Source organism: Clostridium thermobutyricum DSM 4928 (assembly GCF_002050515.1).
Classification (GTDB): domain Bacteria; phylum Bacillota; class Clostridia; order Clostridiales; family Clostridiaceae; genus Clostridium; species Clostridium thermobutyricum.
Genome location: NZ_LTAY01000092.1, coordinates 1 through 26652, shown reverse-complemented (window position 1 = coordinate 26652; position 26652 = coordinate 1). Strand labels below are relative to the sequence as shown.

The window sequence follows — 26652 nt, the reverse complement described above, 5'->3', positions numbered from 1 at the left end:
ATAACACAGTTTAGACCCTATTATCAAACTTTATTGTTACTTACTTCCTATTTTATTCTTTAAAAAGCTTTCCCTGATTATCTAAAATATATTCCACATTTCCAACTTTTACATTAATATTATTTTTACCTTCATTAGCACCTAGTATTTCTAAGTCATTAGATGCTGAATTCCATATAGCTTTATAAGTAGAATTTTTTATATTATATATCCATAAATATTTATTCTTCGCTGATGCACCAAAATAAGGAAGATTGCTTATATATACTATAGTATCATCATCTATGAAAGTTGGATTTACTCCCCATAAATAATTAACTCCAGAGTTTTTTTCTTTTTGTATCATAGCATCCTTTGGATATTTATCTCCTCTTCTTGAAACATATTCTGCCTTAGTTATATTCTTAACTTCACCATTTATATTTACTAAAAACATATTTTGATTTTCATCTTCTACTACAGCTTCTTTTTTATTTGGAGATATATTACTATAAAAACCTTTTGTTTCTATATTTAAAAATGTTTTATTTCCGTCTTGTTCTTGAACTTTAAATTTAACAACCTCATTATCTAAAAGCTTAAACTCTAAATTTGAATCTACTGGAGCAGACGGTTTTTGTTCTTCTACAGTGTTTTTAGCTTCTTCTTTTTGAGTTTGATTATTTTTAACTGGTTGATGTTCATTTGAAACAGAATCATTATTAGCCCATGCTTGAAGATTATTGACAATTTGGTTAAAATCCATACCTTTTAGCTTAAACTGATAAAATAGACCTAAAGCAATAAATATGACTACTATTATGCTTATTAAAATTTTCAATCTTCTTTTTTTCATTTTTTTCTCGTAGTCTTTACTAAATATACTCGGCTTAGCCAAATTTGTTCCCTCCCAATTAATATTTATTTTCTATTTTTGCAACATCCAGAACATACTTTAATTCCTAAAGCTCTTTTTTCTTCATCTGTTAACTTAGCTTCATTTTTTGTATATTCTTCATATTCCATTGTATCTTTTAAAAGTGTATCTTTTTCTAAATGTATCATAATAATTTCTCCTTTAATCTTACCATATTTTTATTTTCAAATAAATTTTGTTTATTTTTGAACATGCAGTTAATATTTATTTATAATCTTTTAAACTTCATTTACATAATGTATAATTTTAATTAGATATAAAATTCTATTTTTTATCCACTAAATAGAATTTAACAAAAATCTAACCTTTATACATTATTTGTATAAATTTTAAAACCTGTACTTTTTAAGTATAGGTTTTTCTCTTATAAATAAAATTAACATATAACTATATCACAATTCAAGCAATATAATTATATGTTATATGTTTTAACTAATATAGTTCATAGGATTAGTATGTCTTCCATTTATTCTAACTTCAAAATGTAAGTGAGGCCCTGTACTCATACCAGTACTTCCAACTTTAGCAATAGCTTGTCCTCTTTGTACTTTCTGTCCATTTGACACAAGTAAACTACTTGAATGTGCATAAAGAGTTTGAACTCCTCCACCATGATCAATTACAATAGTTTGTCCATAACCACTCATCCATCCTGAATATACTACAGTTCCACTATTAGCTGCCATTGTAGTTGCTCCATAAGGTGCTGCAAAATCAGTTCCAGTATGAAATCCATTTGGATTTCCTGTAACAGGATGTTTTCTCGGACCATAATTACTTGATATATCATATCCACTTGGTCTAATAAATCCACTAGAAGATGGAGCAATTCCGCCTTGATTTCCTATATTATCAAATATCCCATCAATTTTTTGTTGAAGCTCTTTATTAAAGTCCATTAAATCTCCTATTTGATTTTCAATTGACTTTTCTTTATTTTCCAATTTACTTAAAATATCTCTTTTTTCATTTTCTATCTTTTCTAAGTCCTCTACTTGCGCTTGCCATTTATTTCTTTCAACTATAGCCTTATCTTGAAGCTTTTGTTCTTCTGCTCTGCTTTCTTCAACTCTATTTTTATCTTCTTCAACCTTTGTTCTATTTTCTATAATTGACTTTTTTTCATTTTCTAATTGAACATTTAATTCTTGTATTTCTGTTATAAGTTGTTTGTCTGTTTTTAATATTTTATCTATGTTAAACAATGTTGAGAAGAAATCTCCAATACTTTCACTTGAGAAAAGCATATGTAAAAATTGTGCTTGGAAGTCCATTTTATAATAACTACTTAATCTTTCTCCTAAAATTTGTTCTCTTTTCGCTTTTTCTTCTTCATTCTGCTGTATATCAGCTTCTGTTTTATCTATTTGTCTTTGCATTTCTGCCATTCTATTTTCTAAAGCATTTATTTCACTTGTTATTGAGTCTATCTTTTTTTGATATTCATCTACAACACTTTGATATTTGTCAAGATTTTTAGTCATTTCTTCAATTTCTTTCATAACTTTTGAAAGTTTTTGAACTTCTTCATCTTTTTCATTCTTTAAATCTTCTTTTTCCTTTTCAAGCTCATTAATTTTTTCTTTATTAGCATTAATTTGGTTTTGTGATTTTGTATCAGCAGATGCCACTACATCACCTATAAGTGGTGTAGTAATAGCAACAGCTAATAACATAGTACAAAGCCTTTTTTTATTCATAAATTTAAATCCCCCTTAAATTAATTTCTAAAGTGAAAAATTTTCTACATTGTTAACAATCCATTTTCCATCTTTATAAATTACATTTGTAAAAAACTTTTTATTTTCTTTTGTATTTGAAATCCCTATTATTCCAAATATATTTTTACTTATAGTATAATTTACATCACATACTACAGTTCCTTTATACATACCATTCTCATAAGTAAAATTACTTTTTTCTTTGTCAATAGTTAAATTATCTAATTTATAATCATTTTTTAAGAATACATAATTTTTTTCTAATATAGAGTAAATTTTATTTTTTGCATCATCTGAAGCCCCTGTGATACTATCTTTACTTTCATTATTTAATGCTGTAAAAACACTTGAATAAAACCCTTGTATAACACTATCTACTTCAGACCACAGAGCATCATTTGCCATATTAAGAGTTAAGTTTACCTCTGAATTATTTTCTAATTGGACTTTAGGTCCTTCAACTTTTCCCCAAGGAAATTGTTTTTCTATACTTAAAGATACACTTCCATCTACTGGCATAGGTCCAATATCTTTAAATTGTTCTACAGTTTTACCTGAACTAACTCCATTTATTAATACAGTGGCGTCTTTATATGGAGATTTTACTGTTACTGTATCTCCTCTTAAATCTAAATTTATATTTGTATTGTCTACTACTGCTATTTCTCCAGTTTCCTTTATTAAGCCATATTTGCTATCAACAGTACCTTCTAAAGTATATTCACCTGGAATTAAATTTTTAACTACTTTTCCTTGTTCAATTTGTTGTCCATCTAAAGTTATATTTGTGTTACTTAAATTAGAATTTACTTTTAAATCAAAAGTCTTAAGATCTATATAGTAGTTATCTCCTAAAAATCCTTTTTCTTTTTTAAGCTCCATAATTTTTGATGTACCATTATTTTTTACTAAGTCTACAAATTCACTTACTTTATCACTTCTATTTTGAAAATATTTTGCTAGTGGCTTTAATTCATTTCCTGTTGCTTTTTTACCATTAACTTTTATTATGCTATTTAAAGTTCTAACATTTCCATCTTCTAAACCTACTTGAAGTTTATTTAAAACTTGTTGACTATTATTTTTAGGTGTTCCTAAAAAATATCCAAAACATAAACATAAAATCAATACTATTGGAATTAAAATCTTCTTATATTTACTTCCAAATTCTAATAATTTTAATTTATTAGGATATTTCAAAAGTTTTGTATATTCAGCAGTTTTATCTCTCAATTTATCTAAATCCACATTTTTTTTCATTTTATACACAACCTTTTATTAATATAATATATTAATTATTAATTTAAAATCAATATTTTTAATCTTTTCTTAATAACTTTGAATTTATATATATTTTAATAATGGGTATGATAAAATCATACCCATTAATTTATTACTCTAATATGTCAATTAGCCATTTTCCACAGTCTACACATTTAAATATTCTTATTACAAATAGATCTAATTTATTTTCTGCTAATACATTTTTATATTTATCAACTTCTTCTTTAGTCACAAACTCATCATTTTCATCTATATATCCATGAATTTGTATAAAATAGTTATTTCTGCTTTTATTACAACATTCATTATCATCTGCTGTAACTATTTTTTCGTATTCTAAATAACTTGCGAAATCTTGAATTATATAAATAATATCCTCATAATCTTCAATGTTATCTATAAAATCTTCTTCATAAAAAACAAGATCTTTAATTTTAAAAAGTTCTTTCATATTCTTTCCTCCAGTATAAGTATACTTTATCTTTACTTAATATATTCATATAATACTATGCTATAATATAAAAAACAATTTTTATTTAAGGAGACAAACAATGATTTTTGATACTCATATTCATACTGAATTATCATCTGATAGCCAAATGAAACTTTCTTCTATAATAGAAAAATCTAAAGAATTAAAAATTGGAGTAATATTGACTGATCATTTAGACTTAAACTACCATATAAAAAATGAATTTAGAGTTGATTTAGATAAATTCTTTGAAAAATACTCAAGCTATAGAAATGATAATTTACTTCTAGGTGTTGAAATTGGATTAAGTTCAAGTATTGTAAAAGAAAATACTGAAAAAACAAATAAATATCCATTTGATTATATTATAGGTTCTGTTCATTCTGTTGATGATGAAGATATCTATTTAACTTATTCTAAAAAAGGATTAAATAGAGAAGATTATTTTAAAAATTATTTAAATGCAGTTATTCAATATATTACTGAGTTTAATAATTTTGATTCTTTAGGCCATATTGACTATCCTTGTCGTTATTGTAATTATGAAAATAATAATTTAAGTGTATCTGAACATGGAGAATATTTAAAACAAATTTTTTCTATTTTAATTAAAAACGGACAAGCTTTAGAAATAAACACTAGAAGATTACATTTAGAGGATGTTTATAAAGCTACTTTAGATATTTATGAGCTTTATGCTAAATGTGGTGGAAAATATGTTACATTAGGATCTGATGCTCATACTGATGATGCTATTGGCGCAGACTTTAATATTGCTTTAGAAATTTGCAAAAAACTTTCTTTGAAACCAGTCTATTTTAAAAATAGAAAAATGATATTAATGTAATTAAAAAGGTCTTTAGTAAAACTAAAGACCTTTTTAATTATTTTTTATTTTTTTAATTGCATATTCTAAGGCATTTTCTATATTATTATTGTTCTTTCCTCCGCCTTGAGCTAGAAATTTACTTCCTCCGCCTCTACCATCAATTAGAGTTATAGAATCTTTTAATAAACTTCCCATATCAATATCATTATCTTTAGAGGATGCAAATATAAGATTTGCCTTCTCTCCATTAGTTATCCCAACTAATGATATTGTTTTTTCTATAGAACATATTTTTTCTATAACTTTATTTATATTTTTAATATTTCCGTTTTCATATACTTTTTTAAATACTTTTATCCCATTTATTAATTCACATTTACTTAAAATTTCTTTTACTTCATAATCACTTGTTTTTTCTAAAAGTTCTCTATTTTGATTATTTAGATTTTTTATATCTTCTTTTAAATTTTCAATTCCTTTTATAACTTCGTCCTCACTGCAACTTAAATAATTACAAACTTTTTTTGAAAAATTGTCTTTGATTATATAATCATTTATAGCTCTTCTTCCTGCTAAATATTCAATTCTAGTATTCCCTTTATGACCTTCAGCTCTCTTTAGCTTTATACATTGAAGCTCTATTGTTCTACTAGGATGAACTCCACAACATGCATTTATATCCAAATCTTCTATTTTTACAACTCTTATTTTTTCATCTGTTTTAGGTAAATCTCTTCTAAGTCCTAACTTCTTTAATTCTCTTTTTTCTGGAAATAAAAATTCAACTTTTAGATTCTTAAAAATATTTTCATTTGCATAAGCTTCTGCTTTTCTTATTTGTTCTTCTGTTAATTTTCCTACTATATCTATAGTACTAATCTCTTTTCCTAAATGTATACCAGCAGTATTTTGATTAAATAACTTAAAAAAGCATCCTGACAAAAGATGCTGAGCTAAGTGTTGCTGCATATAGTCAAATCTTCTATCCCAATTAATTTCACATTTTAGTCTATGTTTTTTTAATATTTCTTTTTCTACTACGTGATATATCTCTCCATCTTTTTCATATACTTCTAATACTTCAACACCTTCTATAGTTCCTATATCATGTGGTTGCCCTCCTCCACCTGGGAAAAATGCTGTCTTATCTAATGTTATATGATATTTATCTTCTTTTTTTTCTATACCAGTCACTTCTGCAAAGAAATCTTTTATATAGCCATCAATATAATATAATTTTTCCATTTAATCACGTCACTTTCTTTAATCTTTTATAAAAAGTATAACAAAAAGGAATTATATAAAAAAGCATTAGCTTTTTATATAATTCCTTTATTTCTCTTATTACACTATAAAAAATGCTGCTGCAACTATTATATATACAGCTAAAAGTTGTACTCCTTCAAGCCAATTTGATTCTCCATCACTTGCCACTCTATTAGCTATAAAAACTGATGCTATAAGTGCCACTAATTCAAATTCATTAAATATTATACTCATAGGAGAAAATAGTAAACTTAAAAATATTAAAATTGGTGCAACAAAAAGTACTATTTGTAAACTTGATCCTATTGCAATTTCTACCGCAACATCCATTTTATTTTTTATTGCCATAATAACTGCTGTACTATGTTCTGCTGCATTACCTATTATAGGAATTATTATTATTCCTACAAAGAATTCACTAAGACCTAAAGCATGCGTCATAGGTTCTACAGCACCTACTAAAATTTCTGATTCTACTGCAATAACAACTGTGGCTAAAAGCAAAACAAAAATAGATTTCCACATACTCCATCCTTTTTCTACTTTATGATTAGAATTACCTCCAATTTCTTCTATCGCATATATATCTTTATGTGTAAAAAATGAAAAAATCAAACTTAATATGTATATTACAATCATTATTATTCCAACTAAAATACTTAATCCTTCATACCTTGTATTTAAAAGATTTATATCCATAGTATGTGTGAATATTGCAGGAATTGTTAATCCAATTACAGAAAATAACAACATACTGGAGCTAACTTCAATAATATTTTTATTAAACTTTTGAGTTTTATGTTTTATTCCACCAGCGAGAATACTAAGACCTAATACAAGCAAAACATTTCCTATAACTGAACCTGCTATAGAAGATTTTACAACTTCAAATAATCCTTTTTTAAGTGCAAAAAATGATATTATAAGCTCTGTAGCATTTCCAAAAGTTGCATTTATAAATCCTCCTAATTTTGGCCCTGTATAAATTGAAATAGCTTCTGTAGCCTCTCCCATAAGTCCTGCTAATGGAATTATTGCCAAAGCTGCTAAAATAAATATTACAGTTTCATTAAAATTAAAAAACTTAGCTATTATACTTATTGGAACAAATATTAATAGAACTCTTAAAAATTTCATTATCATACCTCTTTTCCATAATCGAATAAAAATATATTTATTTTTAAAGCAAATAAATTATTTATTATATTTTAAGTTTTAATTTATTTTAACTAAAAATTTTTTTACTTTTACGCTCATATATTTAAAAATATATTATTTAGTATTCTTTTTTTTATTAATTTTTATTCTATGTGAACCTTTTTATTAAGAAATAATAAATTTTAAAAAACTCTTTGGAAACCCTGTATTTGTAATATTTTAGAAGTATTTTTCTTTTTTAATATTTTAAATTTATTAATATACATTCAAAATTTTTAGTATTGACTATTATTTTTTTCAGATATATAATAAGCACATGCAGTACAATTACTGCAGTTGCAAAAGATAATTAATAAAGACAATGATAAGAGCAAGTAGAAGTATCTAAGCTTAACAGAAAGTTGCCGGATGATGAGAGGCGCAAGGACATTTACTTTGAATACGTCTTGGAGTCATGCATTGAAAGTTAATTTTTAATTAGTAGGTGTTATCGGATAAGCTTCGTTAAAGCTATTAAGGTTACATATAAATTTTATGTAATAAATTAAGGTGGTACCGCGTGATATAATCTCGTCCTTTGTTATAGGATGAGTTTTTTTTATACGCAAAAACTCTTATTATAATTATTTTTTGTAAATCTTACTCATTTAATTAAATTTTATACATGGTTGGGTGTAAAGCAAAAAAAGCCTACAAAAATAACTTTTTGAAGACCTTTCAAATAAAACTAATCATTCAGGAATAACCTCGGAAATTATTCGTGAATAACATCTTTCTCACTCAGGTTAGTTGAACATATTTTCTTCATTAAGATTTTGCTTAAATTAGTCCTTAATATTTGTATATAAATCAAATCACCCAACCTAGTATAGAAAAATATTTGCAAGAATTCCTACAACATTGCAAATACTAATTCTAAATGAAGAAATTTAATAACATTTTTATATAACTCTATTATATTTCTTTATTTAAACAAGGTCAACTATATTAAGTAAGATAGGACTAAAATTAAAATTTTATTTAAATTATAATGGAGGAAAAATTATGACAAACGTATTAGACACACTAAAAGAACGTGGATACATTAAACAATTCACACATGAAAATGAAACTAGAGAATTATTGGGTAAAGAGAAAATAACATTCTACATTGGATTTGATCCAACTGCTGATAGCTTACATGTTGGTCATTTCATAGCATTAATGTTTATGGCTCATATGCAAAAAGCTGGTCATAGACCTATTGTATTAATAGGTGGTGGTACTGTTACTATTGGAGATCCAAGTGGAAAAACTGATATGAGAAAAATGCTTACTGATGAACAAATTCATCACAATGTTGAATCAATAAAATCACAAATGTCAAGATTTATTGATTTCTCAGATGATAAAGCAATATTAGTAAATAATGCCGATTGGCTTAGAGGATTAAACTACATTGATTTCTTAAGAGAAGTTGGTGGACATTTTACAGTAAATAAAATGTTAGCTGCTGAATGTTTTAAAAGAAGATTTGAAGCTGATAGAGGTCTATCATTCTTAGAATTTAACTACATGTTAATGCAAGCTTATGATTTCTTAGTTTTAAATGAAAAGTTCGGATGTAAAATGGAATTAGGTGGAGACGACCAATGGTCAAATATGATTGCTGGTGTTGACTTAGTTAGAAAGAAAAAATCTAAGAGTGTATACGCTATGACTTGTAGTCTTTTAACAAACAGCGAAGGTGAAAAAATGGGTAAAACAGTTGGTGGAGCTTTATGGCTTGACCCTGAAAAAGTATCTCCTTTTGAATTCTTCCAATACTGGAGAAACATTGATGATGCTGACGTTGAAAAATGCTTAAAATTATTAACATTCGTTGAAATGGATGAAATCAGAGCATTATGTGATGTTGAAGGTGCAGAAATAAATAAAGCTAAACAAAGATTAGCATTTGAAGTTACTAAATTAGTTCACGGTGAAGAAGAAGCACAAAAAGCTGCTAAAGCTGCTGAAGCTCTATTCAATGGTGGAGTTGATTTAGAAAATGTTCCAACTATTGAGCTTTCAGAAGATAAACTTGGAACTAGCTTAATAGATTTATTAGTAGAATTTAAAGTTCTTCCTTCAAAATCCGAAGCTAGAAGATTACTACAACAAAACGGTTTATCATTAAACAATGAAAAAGTTACTGATGTTTCAGCTACTTTAAATAAAGAACATTTTGCAGAAGGATTTGCAATGATCAAAAAAGGTAAAAAAGGATTTACAAAAGTTGTTATAAAATAATTAAAATAAATTAATTAACCAAATTAAAATTAATTAACCAAATTAAAATTAATCAACCAAATTAAAATTAATCAACCAAATTAAAATTAATCAATCAAATTAAAATTAATCAACCAAAACAAATTTAATCAACCAAATTAGAAATCTTGTTAATTAATATAATGACTTTTAAAATTATAATCTATACTACTACAAATATACGAATTAAAACCTATCTATTAAATTAGATAGGTTTTTTATTTATTTAAAGTTAATTCATATCTTCCATATATAATTGTATAAGTAAAAGAGGTGATTTATATTGAATTTTACTATTATAAAAGAAGTTTTTATATTATTTTTAATTATGCTTGTAGGAATTTTTGTTAGAAAAAAAAATATAATTTCTGAAGAAAGCATTGGATCTATGTCAAACTTTTTAATTAAAGTTTCACTTCCCTTTTTAATACTATCTTCATTTAATTATAAAATAACACATTCAGTTATTCATAATGCAATATTAATATTTATTTTCTCAACTATAATACACATTTTCCTTTATATATTAAGTAAACTTTTAGCATTAAAATTACCTAAAGAAAATAAAGCAATTTGTGTATTCTCCAATTTATTTTCAAACTCTGGTTTTATGGGATATCCTATAATGGCTGGACTTTATGGAAAATTAGGTGTTTTTTATACTGCGATTTATGGAATCCCTTATTGTATATTCCTATTTAGTATTGGAATAATATTATTTAATAAAGAAGAAAATAATAAATTAAAAATTATTAAAAACATAGTTTTTAGTCCAGGTATTATTGCTACTTTAATAGGAATTATTCTTATCATTTTCAATTTAGAACTTCCTTCACCTATACAATTAACTCTTAGTTACATAGGAAATATGACTACTCCACTATCAATGATAATTGTTGGAGCTATGTTAAGTTCTATAAATTTAAAGGAAATGTTTAAAGAAAAGCTTCTATATTATATAAGTTTTACAAAACTTATATTAATACCAATACTAATTTTCTTTTTAACTACAATTTTAGGTGCAACACCATTTATAAGAAGTATATGTGTATTATTAGAAGCATTACCTGTTGCAGTTGTATGTTCAGTTTTTGCAAGTAGTTTTAAAGTAAAACCTGAATTTGCTGCTCAATGTGTTTTTATTACAACTATTTTTTCTATTATAACAATACCTATAATAATGAATATAGTATAAAAAGGTATCAAGAAAATCTTGATACCTTTTTATTTTATTTATTTATTTTTTTGTCATTATATATCTTTTGTAATTTATCTTGAATTGCTTTTTCTATTTTTTCCATATACTCTGCAAATACTTTTTTATCATTTAAGAAAGGTGAAAGTACACAAGCTCTTAGCACTGTTACTTTTTGTACTTTATCCCACTCTTCTCTTGAAATTCCTATATTATTAACATATCCAAATGGACTATCACCATAATCTGGAACAGCAAAATCTGTATGAGAAGTAATAAAATCATTGCTGTATAATCCACCTCTAACATATGATGCTTCTTCATAGAAATCATGATTTAATTCATTCATTTTTTCTAAGTCTGTGTTTCCTACTTCATTAAATGCAAAATCAACCATATTAAAGTCTGGTCTTATAAGAGTATGTAATATTATTTCTTTGCCATCAACAACAAACTTCTTATCACTTAAATATTCATATAAATTCATTGCTCCTTCAATAGAAGCTCCTATAAGTCTACCATATCCTGTAATATTAAGTGGTAAAGTTCTATGTGCTGCCCAAACTCCAGCTGCAGTTGCTCCAGCTTTTGATCCTTCAAGCATAAATGCTCCAAGTAATGCTGGAATATCCATTCCTTTTTCAAATACATATGTTGCAAAATAAGAAATTGAATCTCTCATTCTCTTATCTTTAATTACTATTCCACCTGCTGAATATGGAATATATCCCATCTTATGAGGGTCAATAGTAACTGTATCCGCTTCACTTATAGCTTTAAATGCTTCATAAGTGTCATCTTCAGGCCATTTTGTATTTGGATCTAAAATAACTCCATGCTCTTTATATTTTTCTTGAAGTTTATCTTTTGGAATAAAACTAAAGTCTTCATCTAAGAATATTGATCTTGCATATCCTCCATAAGCAGCATCTATATGTACATAGAAATGAATTCCTTCTTTTGCAAGTCTATCTCTAACTTCAATTATTTTATGAATATCATCAACAGCACCTTCTTCTGTTGAACCAACAACTCCTACAACTCCAAATACAGGAATTTTTTGTGCTGCAAATTCTCTTATTTTCTTTTCTAGAAGCTCAGTATCCATTCTGAATTTTTCATTTACTTCTATAGCTTCTACATTTTCAAGACCAACTCCAATAATATCAGCTGCTTTAAGCCATGAATAATGTTTAGTTTGTGGAATTATCCACTTACCTAATTTAGCTATTTTTTCAACACCTTCTCTTGCTGAATGTTCTTTTAATTCATCAAGTTTATCAGGCACTTTTTCAACTAAATCTAATATTTCTTTAACTGACATATTTAAAAGTTGCCATTCATCTTTTCCTTCTACTAATTCAGGAGCAACTTCTTTCATAGCAAGTGGTAATGATTTAATATTTCTTGCATACCAAATCGCTTCAAGGTTAGCAATTGAACCATCTGCACAAATATGTCCCCAACCAATATCATCTTGATATCCCATTAATTTTGCAAAATCTTCTCCAACTTCTTCTTCCATTTGTGAAGTTCCTGGTGAAGATTCATATGCAACGTTATTTCCATTATATAACATAGCCCCAAAATATCCTAATATTGCTGGCATAAGTGTTTCTGAGTTCATATGACCTAAGAATCTTGGGGAATGCCATGGAAGTGATTGTGATCTAAGTCTTATAGATAATTCTTTAAGAACATCTTCCATTCTATCAACAGATTCTTGGAAATCTTCTGTTCTTTTTTCTCTTCTATTTATTATTTCTTTATCTTCTGGATGATAATTTTTTCTCCATTCACTATGATCTTCAAACATCATTTTAAGATATTTTTCAAATGTATTTTTATTTTCAGATTTAGGTCCTAAAAAGACTGCTTTAAGATTTAAATCCTCATTTGTTTTATCATTCATATTTTTACTCCTTTATTTATAACAAATTATCTTTAATTCAAAACTAAAATTTATTAACTTCTATATTTAATATTTTTTTAGAATAAATTAATCAAATTTTTAATGTCTATGATGATCATTCTTTTTCCAGCTTTCTTTTTTAACAGCATAAATTATAAATGGTATTATAAAGAATACAACTGATGCAATTACTTGGAATGCAATATATCCTGGACCTTCACCTGGTCCTAATATTGATGGTGGTATTAAACTTGCAATTATAGTTAATAAAATACCAACTAAAGCAAGAATAGCTACAAACCACATTGTTCCCATTCCACCTAATCTAAATGGTCTTTCTAATTCAGGCTTACTATATCTTAATTTTATTATTGAGAATATCATTAATACATATGCCAAACAATAAAGTATTGTTGTTGTGATTGTGATTATTAGGAATGCGCTATTAACATTTGGTACTACTACATATACAAAAGCTATAATTGAAATTATTATTGCTTGTAAAATTACAAATGTAATAGGAACTCCTTTTCTATTCCTCTTTTGGAATACTGGTGGTAATAATCCTTCTTCTGCAACTTTAATCATTGCTTTTGAAGGTCCAAGTACCCAAGCACTTAATTGTGCAAGTATTCCTATTGTTATCATCCATCCAATTATATTTACAAAAATTGATGGCATACCTAATCCCTCAAAATAAATTGCGAAAGGTTGTAATATGTTAGATAATTGCATTTCTCCATTTGGAACAGCATTTGACATTGTTAAACCTGTTACTAAATTTAATATAATGATTATTACTAATGTAAATATAACTGCTATAGGATAATTTCTCTTTGGATTATCAATATTATTTGCATGAACTGAAGAAATTTCTATTCCTGCAAATATGAATATAACTCCTGAGAAATAAGTTAATGTTCCTGCACTATTAAAATCCGGGAACATTTTTCTAAATTCAAATCCTCCAGCTAAGTATCCTCTTGGGTTTATTCCGAATTTAGCTAAATAAGCTAACCCTAAAATTATAAGAAGAATAAAAGGAATATATACTCCTATTATTGCTCCCCAATTACCAACAACTTTAACCATGTCATATCTTAAGTTAAGAAGAGTAACTAGCCAATATGCAATTAGAATACAAATAAATACAAATAAATTATTTTGTGAAAGTGATGGCATTCCTATAGCATATCCTAACATAACTCCTATTGTTGATGAAATCATAACCATTCCGAAAAACATTTGAACCCATAAAAGCCATGATGTTACAAATCCAAATTTTTCTCCAAAAGCTTCCTTAACCCAAACTTGAGGTCCTCCCTCTTTTGGATATGCAGTTGCAAGTTCAGCTGCAATTAAAGCTATTGGGATGGCGAATAAAATAACTGCTCCAATTAAATAAGAAATCTGTGACCAACCTGTTATTGCTAAGGTAGGAACACTTCTTACAGTTCCAAAAAAAGCCATTGTAATTCCTACTAATTGAACCAAGCTAAGCTTCTTTTCTTCACTTCCCATAAAGATCCTTCCTTTCTTAAGTAATAAATTAATCTACTTTGTCGATTATTGTAGATTTACTTCATTAAAAGTATTCTCTTTTCAAACCTTATTTATACAAGACTAATTTTTACAATAAAGGAATAAAAGCATAAAAAAAATTGCTAGTACATAAGTACTAGCAATTTATATCATTCAGAAATTATTTTCTGTTGTATATTCTTTCTAATTTTCTTTGAATAGCTGCATCTACTTTTTCCATGTATTCATCAAATGTAGCTAAATCGTTTATGAATGGTGAAAGTACACAAGCTCTTAATACAGTAACTTTTTGTTCTTTATCCCATTCAGCTCTTGAGAATCCAAGTCTTTCAACATATGAGAATGGGCTATTTCCATACTCAGGAACTGCAAAGTCAGTGTGTGAAGTTATGAAGTCATTATCATATAATCCACCATTTACATATGAAGCTTCTTCATAGAAGTCATGGTTTAATTTATTCATAACTTTTAAGTCAGTGTTTCCTTCTTCATTGAATGAGAAGTCTAACATGTTGAAGTCTGGTTGAACTAATGTGTGAAGTATAACTTTCTTACCATTAACCATGAATTCTTTGTTTTCGAAGTGTTTGTGTAAGTTCCAAGCACCTTCGATACCAGCTCCTATTAATTTTCCGTATCCAGTAATGTTTAGTGGAACTGTTCTGTGAGCTGTCCAAACTGATGCAGCAGTAGCTCCAGCTTTTGATCCTTCAAGCATGAATGCTCCAAGTAATGCAGGAATATCCATTCCTTTTTCAAATACGTAAGTAGCGAAGTATGAAATTACTTCTCTCATTCTTGTATCTTTTATAACTATTCCACCAGCTGAGTAAGGGATGTATCCCATTTTGTGTGGGTCAATAGTTACAGTTTCAGCTTCACTTATAGCTTTGAAAGCTTGGTAAGTATCATCTGATGGCCATTGAGTTTCTTCATTTAAGAATACTCCATGTTCCATGTATTTAGCATGTAATTTATCTTGAGGTATGAAATCATAGTTTTCATCTAAGAATATTGATCTAGCATATCCCCCGTATGCAGCATCAATGTGTACATAGAAGTATATTCCTTCTTTAGCTAATTTATCTCTTAAAGCTATGATTTTGTGTATATCGTCAACAGCACCTTCTTCAGTTGATCCAACAACACCAACAACCCCTAAAGTAGGAATTCCTTGTTCAGCATTAGCTCTGATTTTAGCTTCTAAAAGCTCAACATCCATTCTGAATAATTCATTAACATCTACTTCTTCAACATTTTCAGTTCCTAAACCGATTATATCAGCAGCTTTTAACCATGAGTAGTGTTTAGTTCTTGGTACAAACCATTTACCTAATTTAGCAATTTTTTGTCCGCATCCTCTTGCTGATTTTTCTTTTATTAAATCGAAATCTTTAGCTTTGTCAGCTAAGTCTAAGATTTCTTCTGTTGACATATTTAATAATTCCCATTCAGTTTTTCCTTCAACTAATTCTGGAGCAACTTCTTGCATTGCAAGTGGTAATGATTTTATGTTTCTAGCATACCAAATAGCTTCTAAGTTAGCAATTGATCCGTCTGCACAGATATGTCCCCAACCATTTTTGTATCCCATTAATTGAGCAAAATCAGCTCCTACTTCTTCTTCCATTTCTGAAGTACCTGGTGATGATTCATAAGCAACGTTATTTCCATTGTATAACATTGCAGCAAAGTATCCTAATATTGCTGGCATTAAAGTTTCTGAGTTCATGTGTCCTAAGAATCTTGGTGAATGCCATGGTAATGATTTTGATCTTAATTTTATTGATAATTGAGTTAATACATCCTCAACTTTTTCTGAAGTCATAGCAAAATCTTCTGCTTTGAAATCATCTCTTTTTATTATTGGTTGATCTTCTGGGTGATAGTTCTTTCTCCACTCACTGTGATCTTCAAATAATCTGTTAAGGTGTTTTGTATAAACATCTTTATTTTCTGATTTTGGCCCTAAGAATAAGGCTTTTAAGTTTACATCTCTCTCACTCATCGTTAGTACATCTCCTTAAACTTCTATAATATGACCATTTAAAATAGTTTTTATTAAGCCTACAACAACTTCAAAACTCCATTTTAAATTACCATATATCCAATTTTAAATATTATATATATAAATTAATTTAAGCATTAGCTACAAATTAATTTTTATCTGATTTGCTTGCTAACATTTCGTATTAATACAAAGCTTAACTTCACTACAAATTATAGCTTGTATTAATACTTCATAATGTTAACCTGATTCTTATAAATTTATCTTATATAGTCCTTATAAAACAAATTTATAAGAATAAAAATTTTAGATTAATAAATCTTTAAATAATTCCTAGTAAATAAATTTTCTTTTTCAATTAAATGTTTTAATTTCAAAAGTTTTCTTTTACTCAATAATTAATTTTCTTCACTATTTATTAAAAATAATTTCTTATTCTCTATAGCCCGTAGATAATATTCAATTATTTTTAAAACTTTTTAAGTTCATTTGTTGGACGAACCTTATACACTTATAATATTCCTTTTAATTTTTTTGTCAAATAAATTTGTTCAAATTCCAAAAAAACATACACTTTTTATTAATTATTTGTTCATATTAGTATAAATTTATTAATATATAAATTATTACATATTTCGTAATTTTTATATTTAGGACACTAATTAGAAATATTTTTAATTATTTATTAATATTATAAGGCTTAATAATACTTTTTCTTCCATTTTTTTTAATCATTCTATTAATTGTTAGACTTATTTTTTTATGTAGTTATGTAACGTTTACCTTAAGTGTTCACATAAATGTTTTTTCATTTCTAAGGGTTTTTAGGCATTTATAGAAAATAAAAACAGTATCTTCTAGATATTTCAAATTATCTAAAAGATACTGTTTTCTTAATTTATTTATAGAGAAGATTTAAATATTTGTATTATTGAGTCTTTATCTAATGGTTTATAACCATCTATTATTCCTTTTCTAACACAATGCTCTGCCATATCTTCAAAATGCTCATCATTTATATTTATTTCTTGTAAAGAACTTGGTATTTCTAATGATTTAAAAAATTCTCTAGTTTTTTCTATAGATTTTTTAGCTATCTCTTCTTTATCTAAACTCTTATCTATATCCCATACATTAATTCCATACTGAACAAATTTTTCTATAGTTGTATTATCTAATACGTATTCCATCCAATTTGGAGTTAATATTGCAAGCCCAACTCCATGAGTTATATCATAATAGGCACTTAATTCATGCTCTATTGGATGAACACTCCAAGCTCCTGATTTACCATTTGAAAGTAACCCATTTATTGCAAGACTAGATGCCCACATTAAATTTGCTCTAGCTTCATAATTTTCTCCATCTCTATAAGCAATTGGTCCATAATGTATACAAGTTTTTAAAAGTGCTTCGCACATTCTATCTTGTAAATAAGCTCCTTCATTTTTACTAAAATAAACTTCTAATATATGACTCATTATATCTGCTGTTCCAGCTGCTGTTTGATTTTTAGGAACTGTATAAGTATATTCTGGATCTAATATAGATGCTTTTGGTCTCAAATCTGGATGACCAAATCCTAATTTTTCTCGTGTTTCTAAATTACTTATTACTGCTCCTGCATCCATTTCTGATCCTGTTGCTGCTAATGTTAAAACTGATATTATAGGAAGAACTTTTTTTATTTTTGAAGGATCTACTATTAAATCCCATGGATCTCCATCATAAAAGCTTCCTGCTGATATAGCTTTAGCACAATCTATTGTACTTCCTCCACCTATTGGAAGAATAACATCTATTTTATCACTTTTTACAAATCTAACTCCGCGTCTTACTGTATCTATTCTTGGATTTGGTTCTACTCCTGAAATTTCTATACATTTTATATTATTTTCATTTAATAAATCTAAGACTTTATCATATAACCCTATTTTTCGTATACTTCCTCCACCATATACTAATAGAACTTTTTCACCATATTTTTTTATTTCATTTGGTAAGTTTTCTATAGCTCCTTTACCAAAATGTATATCTGTTTTAATTGAATAATGAAAATTCTTCATAATATCGCCTCCTTTTCTCATTATAATAGTATAGGATAATTAGTTTGTTATTATAATATTAATATTTTTTTATTTTACTTTTTTATTGTATTTTTATTATAATAAAAAAGACTTATTGTCAATTAATAAATTATATCAGTTATAATTAAAGGAGGATTTATGAAAAAGAATATAGATTTAATTTCTTATCCATTTCTTAATGAAGATTTTGGTCCTGTAGACCATGAGGTTTTAACAGATTATCTCTCTTCTATACTTGGAAGAATTTATTCTTTAGATACACCTTTAAAAGAAGAAACATTTTGGCTTATGGATAAAGTTCTTCATTTAAATGGCTCAATTAGAGGAAAACTTGCTATATTTGATTCTGATATACAATATGGATTAAACTTAATTTCAAAATTAAAATCTTATAATAAAGATAGAATTTCTGGGTTTGTTTATCCAATTGGCCATCCTATAGCTTGTGAATATCATGTTGCAAGAGGAATTGCTAAAAGAGTTTGTAGAAATTTATACTTACTAAAAAAAAGTGGAACTGAAGTTCCTGAAATTTTATTAGATTTTTCTAATTTAATGACTAATTTGCTATTTCTTTTTTCTTTGGAAGTTAATAGATTAAACAACATCCAAGAAAAAGTTTTTATATCAAAATCATATTAAAGGAGTTATATAATGAAAAAATCAATTTTACCAAAGATAATTATAGCTATAATTGCTATATTAGTAGTTATCGGTATAGTTTTTGCTTCACGTAACCTTATCAAAGGTCAAAAAGGAGAAAAAACTATAACTATAACTATAGAAAATCAAATAGATCATAAATATCTAATGAAAGATAAGAAATTTGAAACAGATTCAAAAACACTTGCTGATTTCTTAAAGGCAAATCAAAAAGACTTAAAAGTTACTTTTGAACAAACTAAATGGGGTCCATTTATAACTGGATTAATGGGTGTTGACAGTACAAATATGGATAAAGGTCCTTGGTGGATGTATTCATATGACTCTCCATCACAAAACTTAAATTTAAAAGTTGGTGCAGCACCAGCTGCTGATAAAATAAATCTTGCTAATGGTGATAAAATAGAATTTGTATTTACTAATAATGCGGGGTAATTTAAATTGTCAGCTAAAGATATAACTAGAATAGCAGTTTTATCTGCAATACTTTTTATAGTGTATTATTTGGGTTCTACGCTTATGTATGTTAGTATAACTAATTTTGTAATGCTTCTTTATGGAGTATATGTTAAAAGAAAAAATGCTTATATTACAATTGTAGTATTTTGTTTTTTAGTTATGCTTTTATATGGATTTGGAATGTGGGTTATAATGTATTTTGTTTTATTTCCTCAATACATACTTATATATTCAGCCTTATATAAAAGATGTAAATCTGAATATGTTTTAGCTTTTGTAGGTGCTTTTTTAACTTTCATTTGTGGAACATTAATAGATTTACCTTTTATAATTTCAACTGGACTTGGAGGTCATGCTTTAGTTGTAAGGCTTGTATTAGGCTTTGAAACTGATTTAGGATCAACATTATGTACACTATTTGGAGTATTATTCTTATTAAAACCTCTAAAAAGAGCTTTTAAAGGAATGGAAAATTAATAAAAAGTGTCTACTCTTAAATTTAAGGTAGACACTTTTTATTTAATTATATTAATATTTCTATTTACATATAGAAACATATCTTGTGAATTTACCTTTGCAAACTTTGCAAGCATCTAATATTTTAAATCCTGCTTCTTTTATCATATCATCCATATCTTCAAATGTTATTATTATCATTTTATCACTTATTCTTCTAGCAGTATTTATTATATCTCTTTGTTCTTTTTCGGTTGTTTTTGTAAAAAGTCCATAAGGAATATCTATTATAGAAACATCATAATGACTTTCTAAATCATGCATACTTCCTTTAGTAACTCTTTTTTCTAACCCAAAAAATTCTAAATTTCTTTTTGCATTAGCCGCAATTTGAGGATTTATTTCACATCCACATATATCAAGTCCCATTGATAATCCTTCTATAATTGTAGTACCTACTCCACAGCAAGGATCAATAACTTTTACATCTTTATATCCCTTAGTTCCTATATTTACAATAGCCTTGGCCACTCTTGTACTTAATGAATTTGAATATGAGCAAGGTTTTCTATCATGTATATGCCACTCATAATCATTTCTAACATTTATTCCAAACATCCATTTTTCATTAAATTTTGTTATACCAAGTGATATTTCTGGATTATGTATATCAGGAAATCCATTTACTACAAGCCCAATTTCTCTTACACTCCTTAATCTTTCTTCATAAGGCACATTTCCAGCTTCTAATCTTAAATATTCAACTTTAAACTTTTCAAAAGAAACATTATCAGTTTTTATATTTTCTAAAATCTTCTCTAACGAATCTTCTTCATATATTACATCTAATCTATTTTTTATAAATGGACTATTAGATGGATTAAATTTTCTTTCTGATATTAATATCTTATTATTTGGTTCTTTATTAAATAATTCTCTCATTTCCATCATACATAATTCTGCTTCAAAAACTGGATAATTAACTATGTATAAATACTTTTTAAATTCTTTCATAATTCCTACTTTCTATAAAATTAGTTCTTCCAAAGCATTAAATATTCTTTTTCACTAATTTTAATATTTTCTTTCATATTTATAATTATAAATTTATTTCTACTATAAAATTCTACTGCTTTCTTATTTTTTTCATATACTCTAAGAATAATTTTATTTCTCTTTTCTTTCACAAAATTAATTAAAGCTTTTCCATATCCTTTATTTTGATATTCATACTTAATAAAGATTGCTCCAAGAAATTCTTTTTCTATAAGACTTATAAATCCTATTATTTCTCCATTTAGCTCATAAACATAAGTTTCTGCAGTACTTATATATTCTTTTTTAACTACTTCATATACTTTATCCCAATATTCTTTTTTTATAAAAGAATGACAATTTATAGTTTCTTTATACCATAAATTCATTATGTACTCTACTTCATTTTCTTTTAATTCTCTAATATTCATTATTTATTCCTTTATTAATTATACTTTTATTATTTATCTTTTATTTTACATTAAATAAGTTTTTTTAACTACTTAAAATTCAAAGCTATTTGAAAATGTATACATAAAAATGTTACACTATAATTAGTAAAATTTTGAAATGAGGTGCTTTGCTAATGGAAAGAATAAAACTAACAGATGATTTATCCTTCTCAAGAATAATTCAAGGTTTTTGGAGACTTAGTAATTGGGGACAAACCCCTTCTGAAACTTTAAAATTTATGAATAATTGTATAGAATTAGGAATAACTACTTTTGATACAGCAGACATATATATGTCTGAAACTTATCAAAGAGAAGCAATGAAATTAGATAAAACTATTAGAAATAAAATAGAAATTGTAACTAAATGTGGTATAAAGCCTCCTATTGAAGCTTTATTTAAAGATGTAAAAACACCCCACTATAATTCAACTAAAGATCATATAATAAACTCTGTAGATAATTCTTTAATTAGACTTGGTGTTGATAATATTGATGTAGTTTTAATTCATAGACCAGATTATTTAATGGATCCAAGTGAAGTTGCAGAGGCTTTTAATGAAATAAAAAAAGCTGGAAAAGTTCGCGAATTTGGAGTTTCAAATTTTACTCCTTCTCAATTTAATCTTTTAGCTTCCTATTATGATGGAAAACTTGTTACTAATCAAATAGAAATTTCTCCACTAACTGTTAATGCTTTTGAAGATGGTTCTATTGATAATGCTATGATTAACCACTCTTCTTTAATGGCTTGGTCTCCATTATCTGGAGGAAAATTATTTAAAGATGATTGTGAACAAGCTATGAGAGTTCGTGCATCACTAAATGAATTAAAAGAAAAATATTCTGCTTCTTCTATAGATCAAATAGCTTATGCTTGGATTTTAAAACATCCTGCCAAAATAATGCCGATAGTAGGAAGCTCTAAAATTTCAAGAGTTAAACAAGCTACATCAGCTTTAAATATTAATCTTTCTCATGAAGATTGGTATTATATCCTAGAAAGTTCTCTTGGAAGAAGTGTAAAATAAAACTATCTGTATAACAAATATTTTTTTATTTTTCACAAACTTATATATTAATATTATAAAAAGGAGATAGTTTTTACTATCTCCTTTTTACTAAAACAATACTTTTATTCCTAAAAGTATTAGTATTACAGCTCCTATTATTTCAGCCCATTGACCATCTATTTTTTTGCCCATTATGTAACCTAATATAGATGCAATTACTGATAATATAAAAGTTACTACTCCTATTATTAAAGGGGGAGAAATAATATTACCTTTATATGTAGCAAACGTAATTCCTACAGCTAAGGCATCAATACTTGTAGCTAATCCTAAGGCTAATAATTCTTTAAAATTTAATTGTTGTACTTTTTCTTCTTCATTTTCATCATTCTTAAAGCAATCTATTAACATTTTTATTCCTAATATAATAAAAACTAAAAATACTATTATTTTATTATATTTATCTATAAATGAATAAAAATATCCTCCAATAAATCTTCCTATTAAAATCATTGCCCCCTGGAAAATTCCAAAAGTTAATGCCATACTAACTGTTTCACTAACATTAAATTTTTTAAATGTTATTCCTTTAGCTAGTGCTACTGCAAATGCATCCATTGCAAGCCCAACACCTATTAGAACTATAGATAAAAATCCCATATTTTTTACCTCCATATTTTTATCTTTAAAATCATATTTTATCACTAATTTCAAAAAAAATATAGAGATAAATAAATTACCTTAATGAATTTAATTCATTAACATTTTCTTTTAATGTCTTTATAAATGCATCTACTATTTTAGGATCAAATTGTTTTCCACTCCATTTTCTCAGCTCTTCTATTCCTTCTGAATAAGTCTTTCTCTTATTATAAGGTCTATTTGATGTCATTGCATCGAAACTATCAACTACAGTTAAAATTCTTGCTAAATAAGGAATCTTATTTCCTTTTAATCCTTCTGGATATCCAGTTCCATCAAATTTTTCATGATGATACAAAATTATAGGTTTTACTCTGCTTAATGACTTAACTGGTTCTATTATATCAACACCATTTTGAGGATGCTCTTTTAACATATTCCATTCTTTATCATTTAAAGGCATCTTTTTAATTAATATTTCTTTTGGAATATTTATTTTTCCTATGTCATGCATATAAGCACCATATTTTAATTCTCTTTTTTCATCTTCAGTTAAATTCAGAGCTTCACCTAAAATTTTACTATAAAAAACAACTCTTTCTGAATGCCCATAAGTGTATCTATCTTTTGCATTTATAACACTTATAAGTGTTTTTATAGATGTTACTAATTCAATATCTTTTTCATCAATATCCCCTTTTATTTCATCTAATATTGATGTATATGTTTCTACTCTATTTTTATTAAAAAATTTAGCTTTATATAAGGCATCATCTGCTGATTTTATAAGTTCAACTTCATTTGCTGCTCTATCAGGATAAACAGAAATACCAATAGAAGCTGTTAAATTTCCATTAGGTTGATTTTCTTGACCTTTAAAATATTTTTTTTCAATTTTTTTTCTTATGCTCTCTGCTATATCTGTTGCTTTTTTTTCATCTGTAAAAGGCATTATAACTGCAAACTCTTCTCCTCCATATCTTGCAGGAATAAAGTTTAATTTTTTATATTCACTTAATATATTTCCTATTTCTCTTAATATATTATCTCCTTCTTGATGTCCATAAAGGTCATTATATTGTTTAAAATAATCTATATCTAAAAATATTACTGATAATTTACCTTTCTTTTTATCAACATCTTTTATTGAATTTATTAATGCGTCATAAAAATATCTATGATTGTATAGTCCTGTAAGTCCATCTTCATTTGCTAAGCTAGTAAGTTTATTTATAGATTTATTTGCTAATTTTACATAATATCCAAGTGGCCACGCTGTTAATATGAAAACACCACAAAGAATTAAGTCGTTTTCAAAATAAATGTTAACTTCTGCTCTAGGCATAGCTACAATATCTATCCCAAGTATTATCAAAGAAGATATTAATGCAGTTATTATTCCTCTTTTCATTCCTGATTGAATTGTTGTAGTAGTTATTATAAAAAGAAATAACACTTTATATTGACTAGTGTTTCCTCCTGATATTAATATCACAATAAAAAATATAGACATAAATATTATATTTTCTATTATCTGAATATTATTTTTTGTTTTAGTTAGATGTCTTTTAGAAGTTGAAAAAGACCAAATCACATATATAAATAAAAGTAAAAATATAAAAAATCCAATACCTATTATGCTACATTCTTCATATAATTTATTGTTTTGAACGCTTGCTTTTGCAAAGAAACATTGTAACATTATTGTTCCAGCAAATAATAATGATGCTAATTTTACTAATGCTACAATATCATTTATTTCCATTATATTAGTTGTTTTCTTTTCCATATTATATTCCTCTATTTAACAAGAAAGTTTGCCTTTATAAAAGACAAACTTTCGTATTAACCTTACTTCTATTTATCACTTAAGCATTCTGGTTCTTCTGGTTGATAAAAGCTCCATAAGCAAGCTGAAGAAGCAACTAGCCCAGCGAAAACTGTTGCTACAGCAGCAGCCGCAAATAAAATTTTTGAATTAATAGTTTTTACCATTTTAATTTCCTCCTAAGCTAAATAATTTATTTAAAAGAAAATCTATTTTTCCAAGAACTATATACCCAAGTTTAGTAATAGAAAAAACCTGCCAACATATTCCCGCATATATACTTATAATATATACTAAAATATATTGTCTATTAAAATTACTATAAATCAGTAATAGAATTACTGTTATTAATAGATATACAGTTAATATATATATAGATTTTCTCTTTAATCTTTTTCTTTTTTCTTCTTTTTTGATTCTCTTTTTTTCACTATCTCTAGGTGCTAATTTATAAATTAAATAATAAGAAATTATAAATAATATTATTCCTATTATTAATACCGCTGTAAATTTTAAGTTTATATATTTTAATATTATTGGTACTATTATGCATATAATTGTTCCAATAAATGAACATATTCCTGGCGTACTTGCATGAACTCCACCTGAATATTTTCTAAGTATACTTATAGTAAAAGACATTATTAAAGCTGGTACTAGTACATTAAATATTAATCCAAATATAATAACTAATCCTATAGATATAGCTATTTGAATTATTGCAAATACTCCATATTGTATAACTTGTCTCTTTTGATCATTTCCATTAGTCTCTTTAGCTAACTTTATAGCTATTTTATTCGATATTTTTTCTACACTTAGCATTTATAAATTTATCTCCTAATTTTTTTATTAATAAAATTAATATTATAAATATTATTAATGATGGGAATCCCCATACTATTTTTAAAATTTCATTATTAAATATATAATTTATGTTTTCTGCAAACACTTTCATTATTCCTAAATCTAAGCCCTCGCTTAAGAAAAGAACTACTGCTGCTATAATAGCTGCTCTAACGGTATCAATCATATCTATTTTATTTATTTCTATTCCTAATCCAACTAAAATTATTATATTTAAAATAGTATGTATTCCATAACTTATTGGAAGTAATCTTATTAAGTAAACGGACAAGGATAATAAAACAGCTGATGTAAAATATCTTTTAAAATCAAATTTAGCTTTAGTCAAAACATAGAGTGAAAAAACTAATAAAAAGCTTTCTGGAATTGTTATAAATATAAATTCTATAGGCGTTAACCTTAATATATCCATACTTTTGCTCCCTACTTTATTTATTTTTACTTTTAATGAACTATAAATTACAATTATCGCAAACAATTTCATAAAATATCTACTGTAAATTTAAAATATCATATCCAAATAATATTTTATTAAAGAAAGATTTTATTATATATACT

Annotated in this window: 25 protein-coding genes and 1 other annotated feature; of the genes, 7 read left to right on the top strand and 18 right to left on the bottom strand. The window is 26.3% G+C overall.

Going from position 1 to position 26652, the window contains the following annotated elements; all coding sequences use genetic code 11:
* Positions 1-52: 52 nt before the first annotated feature.
* From CLTHE_RS14840 to CLTHE_RS14855, 5 genes are all read right to left on the bottom strand, one after another.
* A complete protein-coding gene (locus CLTHE_RS14840) occupies positions 53-877 on the bottom strand; it encodes a hypothetical protein (protein ID WP_080024075.1) in 825 nt (274 codons plus the stop codon).
* A 23-nt stretch (positions 878-900) separates the two neighbouring features.
* Positions 901-1044: a hypothetical protein gene (locus CLTHE_RS16930; RefSeq protein WP_002596997.1), complete on the bottom strand. Its 144-nt coding sequence runs from the start codon at positions 1042-1044 to the stop codon at positions 901-903.
* A 300-nt stretch (positions 1045-1344) separates the two neighbouring features.
* Positions 1345-2616 (bottom strand): murein hydrolase activator EnvC family protein, encoded by a 1272-nt coding sequence (locus tag CLTHE_RS14845; RefSeq protein ID WP_080024074.1) that lies wholly within the window; start codon positions 2614-2616, stop codon positions 1345-1347.
* A 27-nt stretch (positions 2617-2643) separates the two neighbouring features.
* Positions 2644-3897, bottom strand: a complete 1254-nt coding sequence (locus tag CLTHE_RS14850; protein ID WP_080024073.1) for a TcaA 3rd/4th domain-containing protein — start codon at positions 3895-3897, stop codon at positions 2644-2646.
* A 133-nt stretch (positions 3898-4030) separates the two neighbouring features.
* The gene (locus CLTHE_RS14855) at positions 4031-4372 is read right to left on the bottom strand and encodes a hypothetical protein (RefSeq protein ID WP_080024072.1); all 342 of its coding nucleotides are present in this window, start codon (positions 4370-4372) and stop codon (positions 4031-4033) included.
* Positions 4373-4472: 100 nt separating this feature from the next.
* Between CLTHE_RS14855 and CLTHE_RS14860 the strand changes: the two genes are divergently transcribed.
* Positions 4473-5240: a histidinol-phosphatase HisJ family protein gene (locus CLTHE_RS14860; RefSeq protein ID WP_080024071.1), complete on the top strand. Its 768-nt coding sequence runs from the start codon at positions 4473-4475 to the stop codon at positions 5238-5240.
* 33 nt (positions 5241-5273) lie between these two features.
* Here CLTHE_RS14860 and CLTHE_RS14865 read toward each other — a convergent pair whose 3' ends face one another.
* Complete coding sequence (locus tag CLTHE_RS14865; RefSeq protein WP_080024070.1) at positions 5274-6467, bottom strand: alanyl-tRNA editing protein; 1194 nt, start codon at positions 6465-6467, stop codon at positions 5274-5276.
* 99 nt (positions 6468-6566) lie between these two features.
* Complete coding sequence (gene cax, locus CLTHE_RS14870) at positions 6567-7625, bottom strand: calcium/proton exchanger (protein ID WP_080024069.1); 1059 nt, start codon at positions 7623-7625, stop codon at positions 6567-6569.
* A 373-nt stretch (positions 7626-7998) separates the two neighbouring features.
* Positions 7999-8227, top strand: a binding site (T-box leader).
* 463 nt (positions 8228-8690) lie between these two features.
* On the opposite strand from cax, the gene tyrS reads away from it, so the two are divergent.
* Positions 8691-9917, top strand: coding sequence for a tyrosine--tRNA ligase (gene tyrS / locus CLTHE_RS14875; protein ID WP_080024068.1), 1227 nt, complete (start codon positions 8691-8693; stop codon positions 9915-9917).
* A 301-nt stretch (positions 9918-10218) separates the two neighbouring features.
* A complete protein-coding gene (locus tag CLTHE_RS14880; protein WP_080024067.1) occupies positions 10219-11130 on the top strand; it encodes an AEC family transporter in 912 nt (303 codons plus the stop codon).
* Between the two features lie 34 nt (positions 11131-11164).
* Here the strand turns inward: CLTHE_RS14880 and tdc (CLTHE_RS14885) are convergent, their stop codons facing one another.
* From tdc (CLTHE_RS14885) to CLTHE_RS14900, 4 genes are all read right to left on the bottom strand, one after another.
* On the bottom strand, positions 11165-13042 hold the full coding sequence (tdc, locus tag CLTHE_RS14885; protein WP_080024066.1) for a tyrosine decarboxylase: 1878 nt from the start codon (positions 13040-13042) through the stop codon (positions 11165-11167).
* Positions 13043-13141: 99 nt separating this feature from the next.
* Positions 13142-14563 carry a tyrosine-tyramine antiporter gene (gene tyrP, locus CLTHE_RS14890; protein ID WP_080024065.1) on the bottom strand — a complete coding sequence of 474 codons (1422 nt, stop codon included), beginning with the start codon at positions 14561-14563 and terminating at the stop codon, positions 13142-13144.
* A 181-nt stretch (positions 14564-14744) separates the two neighbouring features.
* The gene (gene tdc / locus CLTHE_RS14895) at positions 14745-16592 is read right to left on the bottom strand and encodes a tyrosine decarboxylase (protein ID WP_080024064.1); all 1848 of its coding nucleotides are present in this window, start codon (positions 16590-16592) and stop codon (positions 14745-14747) included.
* 902 nt (positions 16593-17494) lie between these two features.
* The gene (locus CLTHE_RS14900; protein WP_080024063.1) at positions 17495-18658 is read right to left on the bottom strand and encodes an iron-containing alcohol dehydrogenase; all 1164 of its coding nucleotides are present in this window, start codon (positions 18656-18658) and stop codon (positions 17495-17497) included.
* Between the two features lie 159 nt (positions 18659-18817).
* On the opposite strand from CLTHE_RS14900, the gene CLTHE_RS14905 reads away from it, so the two are divergent.
* Genes CLTHE_RS14905 through CLTHE_RS14915 form a run of 3 tightly spaced genes read left to right on the top strand, consistent with a single transcriptional unit; the run spans position 18818 to position 20278 of the window.
* Positions 18818-19321, top strand: coding sequence for an ATP:cob(I)alamin adenosyltransferase (locus CLTHE_RS14905; protein ID WP_080024062.1), 504 nt, complete (start codon positions 18818-18820; stop codon positions 19319-19321).
* Positions 19322-19333: 12 nt separating this feature from the next.
* Complete coding sequence (locus CLTHE_RS14910; protein WP_080024061.1) at positions 19334-19777, top strand: DUF4430 domain-containing protein; 444 nt, start codon at positions 19334-19336, stop codon at positions 19775-19777.
* Positions 19778-19783: 6 nt separating this feature from the next.
* Positions 19784-20278: a hypothetical protein gene (locus CLTHE_RS14915; protein ID WP_080024060.1), complete on the top strand. Its 495-nt coding sequence runs from the start codon at positions 19784-19786 to the stop codon at positions 20276-20278.
* Positions 20279-20338: 60 nt separating this feature from the next.
* On the opposite strand, the gene CLTHE_RS14920 is transcribed toward CLTHE_RS14915, so the two are convergent.
* Positions 20339-21271 carry a TRM11 family SAM-dependent methyltransferase gene (locus tag CLTHE_RS14920; RefSeq protein WP_080024059.1) on the bottom strand — a complete coding sequence of 311 codons (933 nt, stop codon included), beginning with the start codon at positions 21269-21271 and terminating at the stop codon, positions 20339-20341.
* A gap of 20 nt (positions 21272-21291) precedes the next feature.
* On the bottom strand, positions 21292-21723 hold the full coding sequence (locus tag CLTHE_RS14925; protein ID WP_080024058.1) for an N-acetyltransferase: 432 nt from the start codon (positions 21721-21723) through the stop codon (positions 21292-21294).
* Between the two features lie 155 nt (positions 21724-21878).
* On the opposite strand from CLTHE_RS14925, the gene CLTHE_RS14930 reads away from it, so the two are divergent.
* Complete coding sequence (locus CLTHE_RS14930) at positions 21879-22775, top strand: aldo/keto reductase (protein ID WP_080024057.1); 897 nt, start codon at positions 21879-21881, stop codon at positions 22773-22775.
* Positions 22776-22865: 90 nt separating this feature from the next.
* Here CLTHE_RS14930 and CLTHE_RS14935 read toward each other — a convergent pair whose 3' ends face one another.
* The 5 genes from CLTHE_RS14935 to CLTHE_RS14955 form a co-directional block, all read right to left on the bottom strand.
* Complete coding sequence (locus tag CLTHE_RS14935; protein ID WP_158082751.1) at positions 22866-23417, bottom strand: manganese efflux pump MntP; 552 nt, start codon at positions 23415-23417, stop codon at positions 22866-22868.
* Positions 23418-23493: 76 nt separating this feature from the next.
* Complete coding sequence (locus CLTHE_RS14940; protein WP_080024055.1) at positions 23494-25188, bottom strand: bifunctional diguanylate cyclase/phosphohydrolase; 1695 nt, start codon at positions 25186-25188, stop codon at positions 23494-23496.
* Positions 25189-25256: 68 nt separating this feature from the next.
* Positions 25257-25394, bottom strand: coding sequence for a cyclic lactone autoinducer peptide (locus tag CLTHE_RS14945; RefSeq protein WP_002596976.1), 138 nt, complete (start codon positions 25392-25394; stop codon positions 25257-25259).
* A 1-nt stretch (position 25395) separates the two neighbouring features.
* On the bottom strand, positions 25396-26052 hold the full coding sequence (locus tag CLTHE_RS14950) for an accessory gene regulator ArgB-like protein (protein ID WP_080024054.1): 657 nt from the start codon (positions 26050-26052) through the stop codon (positions 25396-25398).
* On the bottom strand, positions 26024-26578 hold the full coding sequence (locus CLTHE_RS14955; protein WP_158082750.1) for a hypothetical protein: 555 nt from the start codon (positions 26576-26578) through the stop codon (positions 26024-26026). The genes CLTHE_RS14950 and CLTHE_RS14955 overlap by 29 nt, the downstream gene beginning before the upstream one ends.
* Positions 26579-26652: the final 74 nt, after the last annotated feature.

Excerpts from the sequence above, each read along its gene's own strand:
- CLTHE_RS14845 (WP_080024074.1), bottom strand. The coding sequence starts at position 2,616 with ATGAATAAAAAAAGGCTTTGTACTATGTTATTAGCTGTTGCTATTACT.
- CLTHE_RS14905 (WP_080024062.1), top strand. The coding sequence starts at position 18,818 with ATGAAAAAGAATATAGATTTAATTTCTTATCCATTTCTTAATGAAGAT.
- CLTHE_RS14935 (WP_158082751.1), bottom strand. The coding sequence starts at position 23,417 with ATGGGATTTTTATCTATAGTTCTAATAGGTGTTGGGCTTGCAATGGAT.
- tdc (WP_080024066.1), bottom strand. The coding sequence starts at position 13,042 with ATGAATGATAAAACAAATGAGGATTTAAATCTTAAAGCAGTCTTTTTA.
- CLTHE_RS14855 (WP_080024072.1), bottom strand. The coding sequence starts at position 4,372 with ATGAAAGAACTTTTTAAAATTAAAGATCTTGTTTTTTATGAAGAAGAT.
- CLTHE_RS14940 (WP_080024055.1), bottom strand. The coding sequence starts at position 25,188 with ATGGAAAAGAAAACAACTAATATAATGGAAATAAATGATATTGTAGCA.
- CLTHE_RS14900 (WP_080024063.1), bottom strand. The coding sequence starts at position 18,658 with ATGAAGAATTTTCATTATTCAATTAAAACAGATATACATTTTGGTAAA.
- cax (WP_080024069.1), bottom strand. The coding sequence starts at position 7,625 with ATGAAATTTTTAAGAGTTCTATTAATATTTGTTCCAATAAGTATAATA.
- CLTHE_RS14955 (WP_158082750.1), bottom strand. The coding sequence starts at position 26,578 with ATGAAATTGTTTGCGATAATTGTAATTTATAGTTCATTAAAAGTAAAA.
- CLTHE_RS14865 (WP_080024070.1), bottom strand. The coding sequence starts at position 6,467 with ATGGAAAAATTATATTATATTGATGGCTATATAAAAGATTTCTTTGCA.
- CLTHE_RS14920 (WP_080024059.1), bottom strand. The coding sequence starts at position 21,271 with ATGAAAGAATTTAAAAAGTATTTATACATAGTTAATTATCCAGTTTTT.
- CLTHE_RS14860 (WP_080024071.1), top strand. The coding sequence starts at position 4,473 with ATGATTTTTGATACTCATATTCATACTGAATTATCATCTGATAGCCAA.
- CLTHE_RS14850 (WP_080024073.1), bottom strand. The coding sequence starts at position 3,897 with ATGAAAAAAAATGTGGATTTAGATAAATTGAGAGATAAAACTGCTGAA.
- CLTHE_RS14930 (WP_080024057.1), top strand. The coding sequence starts at position 21,879 with ATGGAAAGAATAAAACTAACAGATGATTTATCCTTCTCAAGAATAATT.
- CLTHE_RS14925 (WP_080024058.1), bottom strand. The coding sequence starts at position 21,723 with ATGAATATTAGAGAATTAAAAGAAAATGAAGTAGAGTACATAATGAAT.
- CLTHE_RS14945 (WP_002596976.1), bottom strand. The coding sequence starts at position 25,394 with ATGGTAAAAACTATTAATTCAAAAATTTTATTTGCGGCTGCTGCTGTA.
- tdc (WP_080024064.1), bottom strand. The coding sequence starts at position 16,592 with ATGAGTGAGAGAGATGTAAACTTAAAAGCCTTATTCTTAGGGCCAAAA.
- CLTHE_RS16930 (WP_002596997.1), bottom strand. The coding sequence starts at position 1,044 with ATGATACATTTAGAAAAAGATACACTTTTAAAAGATACAATGGAATAT.
- CLTHE_RS14910 (WP_080024061.1), top strand. The coding sequence starts at position 19,334 with ATGAAAAAATCAATTTTACCAAAGATAATTATAGCTATAATTGCTATA.
- tyrP (WP_080024065.1), bottom strand. The coding sequence starts at position 14,563 with ATGGGAAGTGAAGAAAAGAAGCTTAGCTTGGTTCAATTAGTAGGAATT.
- CLTHE_RS14950 (WP_080024054.1), bottom strand. The coding sequence starts at position 26,052 with ATGCTAAGTGTAGAAAAAATATCGAATAAAATAGCTATAAAGTTAGCT.
- tyrS (WP_080024068.1), top strand. The coding sequence starts at position 8,691 with ATGACAAACGTATTAGACACACTAAAAGAACGTGGATACATTAAACAA.